Source organism: Citrobacter sp. Cpo090 (assembly GCF_030332665.1).
Classification (GTDB): domain Bacteria; phylum Pseudomonadota; class Gammaproteobacteria; order Enterobacterales; family Enterobacteriaceae; genus Citrobacter; species Citrobacter portucalensis.
This window is the reverse complement of the sequence record NZ_JAOWHK010000027.1, coordinates 1-5,139: the sequence shown is the minus strand read 5'-3', so window position 1 is coordinate 5,139 and position 5,139 is coordinate 1. Positions and strand designations below refer to the sequence as shown.

Below are 5,139 nucleotides of genomic sequence, written 5' to 3'. Positions count from 1 at the left end.
GCGCATCAGGCACATCACGACATCGCACCATCGGGTGCAAAGCCATATCCTGAACCTCCATAACACAAGCCATCCTGCGGTATATGCGGTAAACTAGGCGCGATTTTGCATCAGGAAAGCGTCTATGAATCACTCCCTTAAAGCCTGGAATACCTTCGGCATCGATCAACAAGCTAACGAACTTGTCTGCGCCGAAAATGAACAACAATTACTGAATGCCTGGCAATCAGCCAATGCATCGCATCATCCAGTACTGATCCTGGGCGAAGGGAGTAACGTCCTGTTTCTTGATACCTTCCAGGGTACGGTGATCGTCAACCGTATTAAGGGTATTGAGATTACAGAACAACCTGATGCGTGGCACTTGCACGTAGGCGCGGGTGAAAACTGGCATCAGTTGGTGTGCTATGCGCTGGAGCACAACATGCATGGCCTGGAAAATCTGGCACTCATTCCCGGCTGCGTGGGTTCATCGCCAATCCAGAATATTGGTGCCTATGGCGTAGAGCTGCAGCGCGTCTGCGAATACGTAGGCTGCGTAGAGCTTTCGACCGGCAAACATCTGCGTGTTAACGCCGCAGAATGTCGATTTGGTTACCGTGACAGCATCTTCAAACATGAATACCAGGATCGTTTCGCAATTGTAGCCGTTGGTCTGCGCTTGCCTAAACAGTGGCAGCCCGTTTTGACTTACGGTGACCTGACGCGTCTGGATCCTGCAACCGTGACGCCTCAGCAGGTTTTTGATTCTGTCTGCCATATGCGTACGACAAAACTGCCCGATCCGAAAGTAAACGGTAACGCAGGAAGCTTCTTTAAAAACCCGGTTGTCGCCGCAGAGATTGCGCAGGAGCTCCTGGCAAAATTCCCAACAGCACCTCATTACCCGCAGGCTGATGGTTCTGTGAAACTGGCAGCAGGCTGGCTTATCGATCAATGTCAGCTAAAAGGTATGCGCATTGGTGGCGCAGCAGTACATCAACAGCAGGCACTGGTGCTGATCAATGCAGACAATGCGACGAGTCAGGATGTGGTGCAACTTGCACATCATGTACGCCAAAAAGTCGGTGAAAAATTTAATGTCTGGCTCGAACCAGAGGTCCGGTTTATTGGCCCGCAAGGTGAAATGAATGCTGTGGAGATCATTGCATGAAGGATAATACCGTCCCTCTGACGCTTATTTCATTACTCGCTGACGGCGAATTTCATTCCGGTGAGCAGCTCGGTGAAAAGTTGGGAATGAGCCGTGCCGCAATCAATAAGCATATCCAGACGTTACGCGACTGGGGGGTTGATGTCTTTACTGTTCCAGGTAAAGGATACAGCTTACCGGAACCTATCCAACTATTAGATGCCTCCCTTATTCATTCTCAACTGGATGGCGGGAATATCACTGTTCTGCCGGTTATCGACTCAACCAATCAGTACCTGATGGATCGAATAGGTCAACTAGAGTCAGGGGATGCCTGCGTCGCTGAATATCAGCAGGCCGGGCGCGGCCGCCGTGGTCGCAAGTGGTTTTCACCGTTTGGTGCCAACCTGTACCTTTCAATGTTCTGGCGGCTGGAACAAGGACCGGCTGCCGCGATTGGCCTGAGTCTGGTTATTGGTATCGTCATGGCTGAGGTTTTACGCGATCTGGGCGCAGAGAAGGTACGTGTAAAATGGCCCAACGACCTCTATTTGCTCGACCGTAAGCTGGCAGGGATCCTGGTTGAACTGACCGGTAAGACAGGGGATGCCGCGCAGATTGTTATCGGTGCGGGTATCAACATGTCCATGCGTCGGGTTGAAGAGAATGTGGTTAATCAAGGCTGGATTAACCTGCAGGAAGCGGGTATCAACATTGACCGCAATACCCTTGCTGCCCGACTGATACGTGAGCTGCGTGCTGCGTTGGTACTGTTTGAGCATGAGGGCCTGGCGCCGTATCTGTCCCGCTGGAAAAAACTGGATAACTTTATCGACCGCCCGGTAAAACTTATTATTGGTGATAAAGAAATATTTGGCATCTCACGTGGAATAGACGCGCAAGGTGCATTACTGCTTGAGCAAAATGGCGAGATCAAACCCTGGATGGGTGGAGAAATATCGCTAAGAAGCGCTGAGTAATAAGAAGGGGAGCAATTGCTCCCCTTTTTTATTTATTTTCTTAGCCTGACTTGTTCAACGGCATGATTGGCACTTTTCGTCATGATTAAGCTTGCTCGCTCACGCGTTGGTAATATATTTTGTTTTAAATTCAGCCAGTTAATCTCTTTCCACAACGACATGGCGGTGTTGATAGCCTCATCTTCTGATAATTTTGCATAGTTATGGAAATAAGAGTCCGGGTTGGTAAACGCCCCTTCACGGAATTTGAGGAAACGGTTGATATACCACGTCTGAAGTAATTCTTCTGGCGCATCAACATAAATAGAAAAGTCGACAAAGTCAGAAACAAATACATGATGTGGATCGTGAGGATAGTCCATCCCGCTTTGTAATACATTTAGCCCTTCGAGTATTAATATGTCGGGCTGGGCAACGGTTTTGTCGCCATCAGGGATCACATCATAGATGAGATGGGAATACACTGGCGCCGTGACGTTAGGTACGCCTGATTTCAGATCGGAAACGAATTTAACCAGGCGATGCATATCATAGGACTGGGGGAAGCCTTTCTTCTTCATGAGCCCACGTTCTTTCAACACCTGGTTCGGATGAAGAAAGCCATCGGTAGTAATCAACTCAACCTTGCGGTGCTCAGGCCAGCGACTGAGCAAGGCCTGCAACACACGCGCAGTCGTACTTTTACCGACGGCGACGCTGCCAGCAATGCTAATAATATAAGGAATACGCTCGCCATTCGTGCCTAAAAATTGCTCCAGCACTGCCTGACGTCGCAGGTTCGAACTGATGTAAAAGTTTAGCAAACGCGAGAGAGGCAAATAAATCTCGGCAACTTCTTCCAGCGATAAGTCTTCGTTAATGCCTTTAAGACGAGCAATCTCTTCCTCGGTCAGGGTCATCGGCACGGAATCACGAAGCGCAGCCCACTGGTTGCGATCAAACTGTAGGTAAGGCGACGTTAACGCTTGCTCTTTTATACTCATACGCATGGTCTGGCTGTCATTGCTATATCAGGTCTGCGGTAAAAAACGAAATCATCCCCGGTACGCAATGGCACGCACATTTCAGTTAATTTGGACAATGGGCAGGAGGGTAACACCAGATGGGGGGGAATAATAAGAAAAAATCATCCTCTGAAATGCAATGTGACGGGTATTCCAGATGTATAAAGATGTGCTTTCTCTCTATCAATGCGTACCTGCCGGAGCAAAATTCCTCCCAGAGGAGGCACCTGGCGTTGGAAATTTGTCCAATCCAGAGGGGAAATAGATTATTTATCGGTCGTATAGTGCAAAATGTGAGCGATAGAACATTTTATGCAATTTTTTAGTTGCATGAGTGCGCATGTCTCCATAAAATGCGCGCTACTTGATGCCGACTTAGCTCAGTAGGTAGAGCAACTGACTTGTAATCAGTAGGTCACCAGTTCGATTCCGGTAGTCGGCACCATCAAGTCCGGTGGGGTTCCCGAGCGGCCAAAGGGAGCAGACTGTAAATCTGCCGTCACAGACTTCGAAGGTTCGAATCCTTCCCCCACCACCACTTTCTGGCAGCATTATCGCCGCCTGAGTTGATTAAAAAATTAATCAGCTCGAACAGAAAAGAGAGAAATCTCTTTTTTGTTACAGAAAGAACTGGGTAGCCGAGTTTCAGGATGCGGGCATCGTATAATGGCTATTACCTCAGCCTTCCAAGCTGATGATGCGGGTTCGATTCCCGCTGCCCGCTCCAGACGTGCTGATATGGCTCAGTTGGTAGAGCGCACCCTTGGTAAGGGTGAGGTCCCCAGTTCGACTCTGGGTATCAGCACCACTTCACTTCTCCTTCCCGTTTCTCTCTGTTTACTTTTAAAAGCATTCAACAGCTCAGGTATATTGCCTGGTTGATGTGGTGATATCACCGATTTATCCGTGTCTTAGAGGGACAATCGATGTCTAAAGAAAAATTTGAACGTACTAAACCGCACGTTAACGTCGGTACTATCGGCCACGTTGACCATGGTAAAACAACGCTGACCGCTGCAATCACTACCGTTCTGGCTAAAACCTACGGCGGTGCTGCTCGCGCATTCGATCAGATCGATAACGCGCCGGAAGAAAAAGCACGTGGTATCACCATCAACACTTCTCACGTTGAATATGACACCCCGACTCGCCACTACGCACACGTAGACTGCCCGGGCCACGCCGACTATGTTAAAAACATGATCACCGGTGCTGCGCAGATGGACGGCGCGATCCTGGTTGTTGCTGCGACTGACGGCCCGATGCCGCAGACTCGTGAGCACATCCTGCTGGGTCGTCAGGTAGGCGTTCCGTACATCATCGTGTTCCTGAACAAATGCGACATGGTTGATGACGAAGAGCTGCTGGAACTGGTAGAAATGGAAGTTCGTGAACTTCTGTCTCAGTACGATTTCCCGGGCGACGACACTCCGATCGTTCGTGGTTCTGCTCTGAAAGCGCTGGAAGGCGAAGCAGAGTGGGAAGCGAAAATCATCGAACTGGCTGGCTTCCTGGATTCTTACATCCCAGAACCAGAGCGTGCGATTGACAAGCCGTTCCTGCTGCCTATCGAAGACGTATTCTCCATCTCCGGTCGTGGTACCGTTGTTACCGGTCGTGTAGAGCGCGGTATCATCAAAGTTGGTGAAGAAGTTGAAATCGTTGGTATCAAAGAGACTGCTAAGTCTACCTGTACTGGCGTTGAAATGTTCCGCAAACTGCTGGACGAAGGCCGTGCTGGTGAGAACGTTGGTGTTCTGCTGCGTGGTATCAAGCGTGAAGAAATCGAACGTGGTCAGGTACTGGCTAAGCCGGGCTCTATCAAGCCGCACACCAAGTTCGAATCTGAAGTGTACATTCTGTCCAAAGACGAAGGCGGCCGTCATACTCCGTTCTTCAAAGGCTACCGTCCGCAGTTCTACTTCCGTACTACTGACGTGACTGGTACCATCGAACTGCCGGAAGGCGTAGAGATGGTAATGCCGGGCGACAACATCAAAATGGTTGTTACCCTGATCCACCC

The 5,139-nt window shown here is 49.7% G+C and carries 4 protein-coding genes, 4 tRNA genes and 1 pseudogene; 7 read left to right on the top strand and 2 right to left on the bottom strand.

The genetic code is table 11. From position 1 onward, the window contains the following. The first annotated feature begins 124 nt into the window (after nt 1–124). Both murB and birA read left to right on the top strand, forming a co-directional pair. Complete coding sequence (gene murB / locus OGY83_RS11655) at nt 125–1,153, top strand: UDP-N-acetylmuramate dehydrogenase (RefSeq protein ID WP_286635930.1); 1,029 nt, start codon at nt 125–127, stop codon at nt 1,151–1,153. Beyond that, nucleotides 1,150–2,112 (top strand): bifunctional biotin--[acetyl-CoA-carboxylase] ligase/biotin operon repressor BirA, encoded by a 963-nt coding sequence (gene birA, locus OGY83_RS11650; RefSeq protein ID WP_191227932.1) that lies wholly within the window; start codon nt 1,150–1,152, stop codon nt 2,110–2,112. The genes murB and birA overlap by 4 nt, the downstream gene beginning before the upstream one ends. A 32-nt stretch (nt 2,113–2,144) precedes the next feature. On the opposite strand, the gene coaA is transcribed toward birA, so the two are convergent. Together coaA and OGY83_RS11640 are read right to left on the bottom strand one after the other, a co-directional pair. Beyond that, nucleotides 2,145–3,095 carry a type I pantothenate kinase gene (gene coaA, locus OGY83_RS11645; protein WP_040232296.1) on the bottom strand — a complete coding sequence of 317 codons (951 nt, stop codon included), beginning with the start codon at nt 3,093–3,095 and terminating at the stop codon, nt 2,145–2,147. A gap of 290 nt (nt 3,096–3,385) precedes the next feature. Beyond that, nucleotides 3,386–3,466 (bottom strand): annotated as a pseudogene (locus tag OGY83_RS11640) (hypothetical protein); the annotation flags it as partial. A gap of 19 nt (nt 3,467–3,485) precedes the next feature. Here OGY83_RS11640 and OGY83_RS11635 point away from each other — a divergent pair. The 5 genes from OGY83_RS11635 to tuf form a co-directional block, all read left to right on the top strand. Further along, nucleotides 3,486–3,561, top strand: a tRNA-Thr gene (locus OGY83_RS11635). An 8-nt stretch (nt 3,562–3,569) separates the two neighbouring features. Continuing rightward, nucleotides 3,570–3,654: transfer RNA gene (locus tag OGY83_RS11630), tRNA-Tyr, on the top strand. 114 nt (nt 3,655–3,768) lie between these two features. Continuing rightward, nucleotides 3,769–3,843: transfer RNA gene (locus tag OGY83_RS11625), tRNA-Gly, on the top strand. Nucleotides 3,844–3,848: 5 nt separating this feature from the next. Continuing rightward, nucleotides 3,849–3,924: transfer RNA gene (locus tag OGY83_RS11620), tRNA-Thr, on the top strand. A gap of 118 nt (nt 3,925–4,042) precedes the next feature. Continuing rightward, nucleotides 4,043–5,139, top strand: a 1,097-nt coding sequence (tuf, locus tag OGY83_RS11615) for an elongation factor Tu (protein WP_118262821.1), incomplete at its 3' end; no start/stop codon positions are given.

Coding starts and splice junctions, on each gene's coding strand:
- birA (WP_191227932.1), top strand. CDS start 1,150: ATGAAGGATAATACCGTCCCTCTGACGCTTATTTCATTACTCGCTGAC.
- coaA (WP_040232296.1), bottom strand. CDS start 3,095: ATGAGTATAAAAGAGCAAGCGTTAACGTCGCCTTACCTACAGTTTGAT.
- murB (WP_286635930.1), top strand. CDS start 125: ATGAATCACTCCCTTAAAGCCTGGAATACCTTCGGCATCGATCAACAA.